The following is a 380-nucleotide window of genomic DNA, read 5'->3' on the forward strand; positions in this document are numbered from 1 at the left end:
TCTTCAGCAATTGCCCAGCAGCTGTTCAAGGCTAAGCCATCCTCTTCAAAAAGGGATCTAAAGTCATCATTTTCCTTTTTAACAACCCCGTTCTCTGTACCTATCCACAGTATGTTATTACTATCGACCAGTAATGCCCGTACAGCATTATTAGGCAACTCACTGGCTGCAGTATAATTCTTAACGGGATAGTTTTGAGAGGAGGCCCAATTAAACCATAAAGAGAGGAGGAGGAAAAGTTTAGTTGTTCTGTAAAATGGCATTTATAAACTCCTCTTCTTTTCGAAAAGAAACAGGAAGTTTCTCTCCATTGGTTAGTTCAACTTCCTTATTGGTCTTATGGTACCGCACCACATAATTGAGATTAATGACGTAAGTTT

At 39.2% G+C, this 380-nt stretch carries 1 protein-coding gene; it reads right to left on the reverse strand.

Going from position 1 to position 380, the window contains the following annotated elements:
- Positions 1–263 (reverse strand): two-component regulator propeller domain-containing protein (locus tag HC175_RS20315; protein WP_209310146.1); only part of this gene is annotated, 263 nt, incomplete at its 3' end.
- Between the last annotated feature and the right edge of the window lie 117 nt (positions 264–380).

The sequence above is a fragment of the Salinimicrobium oceani genome (genome assembly GCF_012037645.1).